Source organism: Mycobacterium sp., from assembly GCF_050701515.1.
GTDB lineage: Bacteria > Actinomycetota > Actinomycetes > Mycobacteriales > Mycobacteriaceae > Mycobacterium.
In genome coordinates, this window is sequence record NZ_JBOGDB010000247.1 from 1 (window position 1) to 3474 (window position 3474).

At 66.1% G+C, this 3474-nt stretch carries 4 protein-coding genes; 2 read left to right on the forward strand and 2 right to left on the reverse strand.

Annotated features, from left to right (window positions below; translation table 11 throughout):
• On the forward strand, positions 1-321 hold a 321-nt coding region (locus ACRDU5_RS19080), incomplete at its 5' end, for a hypothetical protein (protein WP_526616324.1).
• 50 nt (positions 322-371) lie between these two features.
• On the forward strand, positions 372-1664 hold the full coding sequence (gene lipL / locus ACRDU5_RS19085) for an esterase/beta-lactamase LipL (protein WP_526616326.1): 1293 nt from the start codon (positions 372-374) through the stop codon (positions 1662-1664).
• 427 nt (positions 1665-2091) lie between these two features.
• Here lipL and ACRDU5_RS19090 read toward each other — a convergent pair whose 3' ends face one another.
• Positions 2092-3162 carry an NAD(P)H-dependent amine dehydrogenase family protein gene (locus ACRDU5_RS19090; RefSeq protein ID WP_526616327.1) on the reverse strand — a complete coding sequence of 357 codons (1071 nt, stop codon included), beginning with the start codon at positions 3160-3162 and terminating at the stop codon, positions 2092-2094.
• Positions 3163-3183: 21 nt separating this feature from the next.
• Positions 3184-3474 (reverse strand): PDZ domain-containing protein (locus ACRDU5_RS19095; RefSeq protein ID WP_526616328.1); only part of this gene is annotated, 291 nt, incomplete at its 5' end.

Genomic DNA, 3474 nt, shown 5'->3' on the forward strand with positions numbered 1-3474 from the left:
TCGACGCCGCCACCGCCCCCCGCGCCACGAAAACCGCAAATGCCCACGCCGGCAGAGTTTCAAGTCGCCGTGGTGGTCACCGAGCAGAACTGCTCCGGAACAGCCGGATGCGTCTACACGTACCGGATCGAGCCCAAGTACATTGGCCTGCACCCGTTGCCGGAGAAAGAGATCACGGTGTCCTACCTGGTAACCGGTGGACACCAGCCGCAGCCGGGCGACTTCACGGTCCACAACGGTCAGGCGCGGGTGCTGCAGGACGTCCCGCTGGAGGGCCCCCCGAATGCTCGCCTGCAGGCATCGGTCACGCAGATCCGCTGAATATCGCGGTTTTCCTGTAAGGCGGTGCGCTCGGCCGCATTGTTAGCCGTATGACGAAGTCGTCGCTTCTCCGGCCGGACGAAGGCCTGCCGCGGGGGGTAAAGGGCGCGGCCGATCCGCGGTTCGCCAACGTCATCCGCCTGTTCAGCAGATTGTTTCTCGGCCGCCGGTTCGGGGGCGGCGCCCTGTCGGTGTTCATCGACGGGAAACCGGTCGTCGACGTTTGGACGGGGTGGTCAGACCGAGCCGGCGAGCAGCCATGGGCGGCCGACACCGGCGCCATGGTCTTCTCCGCGACGAAGGGCGTGGCGGCCACCGTCATCCACCGACTCGTCGACCGTGGCCTGCTGTCCTACGACGTCCCGGTCGCCGAGTACTGGCCCGAATTCGGCGCCAACGGCAAGTCGGACATCACCGTCCGCGACGTGCTGCGGCACCGATCCGGTCTGTCGCACTTGAAGGGTGTCAAAAAGGAGGACTTGCTGGATCACCACCTGATGGAGGAGCGGTTGGCCGCCGCGCCCGTCGATCGCCTCAAGGGGTGGCCGGCGTACCACGCGCTTACCTTCGGATGGCTGCTGTCCGGATTGGCCCGGTCGGTGACGGGAAAGGGCATGCGCCAGCTGATCCGCGCAGAGGTGGCGCGGCCGCTCAACACCGACGGTCTGCATCTAGGTCGTCCGCCAAAGGGTGCACCGACCCGGGTGGCGGAAATCCTCATGCCGCAGAACGCCCGTGCCAATCCGGTGTTCAACTTCGTCGCACCGAAGGTCGCCGGGCTGCCGATGTCCGGAGCCTTCGGGTCGATGTACTTCCCCGGCATCAAATCCTTTGTCCAGGGTGACATCCCGTTCCTCGACGGCGAAGTCCCCGCCGCCAACGGCGTCGTCACCGCCCGGGGCCTGGCCAAGATGTACGCCGCGATCGCCAACAGCGGCCGCATCGACGGCAAGAAGTATCTGTCCACCGAATTGGCGCAAGGGCTGACCGGCAAGCCGAAGGTCATGCCGGATCTGAACATGTTGGTGCCCTTGCCTTTTCATCTCGGCTATCACGAATCGCCGATTCCGGGCATGCTGAAGGGATTCGGTCACGTCGGACTTGGCGGGACACTGGGATGGGCCGATCCCGACACCGCTAGCTCGTTCGCCTTCGTCCACAATCGGCTGCTCACGCCGATGGTGTTCGACATGGGCTCGTTCGCAGCGCTGGCTCAGCCAATGCGCAACGCCATTTCGGCCGCCCGCAAGGACGGCGCCATGAAGGTGCGGGACTTCGGTGCGCCCTACCCGAAACCCAGGCAGCGAGCCGCGCCGAAGAAACGAGTCGTCGGGCGGCGCTAGCCGGGTAACGTTCAGGTTGCGTCGAGCGATATAGTTTTTCGTGGAGCCGAAAGAACTGAGATACCAAGCTTTTTGGCCGGCGGGGGCGCGCCAGCTTTCGGCGCCAGCATCGCGACAACAATTTGCCGAGGAGTTTGCATGCTAAGTCTGAAAGCAATTGCGGCCGGATCGATAATCGCTGGTGGTCTCGCTCTGGTCGTCGGCGGAGTGTCTCCTGTAGCGAACGCCGTCCCGTCTACTCCCGTTATCTCGGGGCCAGAGTGGCTAGCGAACAACGGTCCCGGACGGGGCCACGGACGCGGGCACGACAAGGACGACGATGGGGGTCATTGGCACGGAGACAGGTTCTGGGACCCGATCGACGGGTGTTTCAAGGCCAGTGCTCCGTTCGGGGTCCGGGCCGGCGTTTGCATCTAGCCACAGGCAGCTAACGCTGCGGCACGGTGCCGCGCGCCTGCGGCAGCGGCAGGTCGTTGTAGGTCGCGATGCCCGGCGCGGCGGCGACGACGGCCGCTATCGCGTGGATCGGCGGCATTGCGGTGATGATGTGGCCGAGCCCCATGAAGTCCTCCATCGTCTTGGCGTTCTCGATGAAGTCCGGCGGCGGCAGGAAGCCGACCTGCATGGTCACCGTCGGCAGTCCGTCGATGGTGATCTTCCAGGGGTCCCCCTCGACCTTCCAGTCGGGGTCGAGCGTCTGTCCCTTGCGCCACCGCACGTTGAGGTCGACGACGGTCTTGCCGCCGACGCGTCCCTGCCAGCTGGCGAAGACGCCGGCCACGCAGCCGGCCTTGATGGTCCACGAGCCGAGGTCGAGGTCCTCGGTGGTCTGCGCGTACTCCGCCGCACAGACCACCTCGTCGAGCTCGACGCCCAACGCGTCGGCGACCAGCCGCACCGCCTCGGCGAACACCGCTGTGCCCTGCGCGGCCATCGGCTGCAGATTGGGGTCGTCAATCGGAGTGCCGAAACCGGCCGGTTTCTCCGTGGCGGGTGAGTCGTAGAAGGTGGTGTCGGACGCCTCGGCGATGGTGACCTTGTCCACCCGCGCGCATCCGCTGGCCGCGACGATGGCCAGCAGCTCCGCGAACCCGGGACTGACCCCGGAACCGAACATCGTCGAGCCGCCCTGCTTGCACGCCTCTTCGATCCGGTCTCGGCCGGCGCCCAGGTTGTGCCCGGTGATGAACGACGCCGACGACACCACGTTCACGCCCGCCGACAGGATGCGCGCCAGCGCGTCGACGTCGATCCACATCGGGTTGTACACGACGCAGTCGGGTTTCAGCGCCAGCAGCGCGTCGACGTCGTTGGTGGCAGCGACGCCGAGCGGTTCGATTCCGGCCAGCTCGCCGGCGTCGCGTCCGACTTTGTCCTTCGACCAGGCGTAGCACCCGACGAGTTCGTAGTTCGGATTCCTGGCGATCGCCTCAACCGAGCTCTTTCCGACGTTTCCCGTCGTCCACTGGACGACCCGATAAGGGGTGGTGTTTGGCACTCGCTCAGCATAGGGAAAGGTTTACTGCCCGGCTACCAGCGTCGCCTTGCCGATGCGCTGCTGACCGGCTCGGTCGATCCACGTCAGGTCGACGACATCGCCGGGGTAGTGCCGGTCCAGCACATAGGTCAGCGTTGTGGCGGAGTCCAACGGTCTGCCGTCGATGCTGGTGAGGATGTCGCCATCGACCAGGCCGGCTTGCTCGGCAGGACCGCCCCGTAGCGCCTCCCGGATGGTGACCCCCGGCACGCCTTCGACTTGTTCGGACGCGGCGACACCGACACCGAGCAGCGTGGGCGGGCCGATGTGCAC

What these genes read in the sequence shown, in the direction of transcription:
- lipL (WP_526616326.1), top strand. Translation starts at nt 372, where the DNA reads ATGACGAAGTCGTCGCTTCTCCGGCCGGACGAAGGCCTGCCGCGGGGG.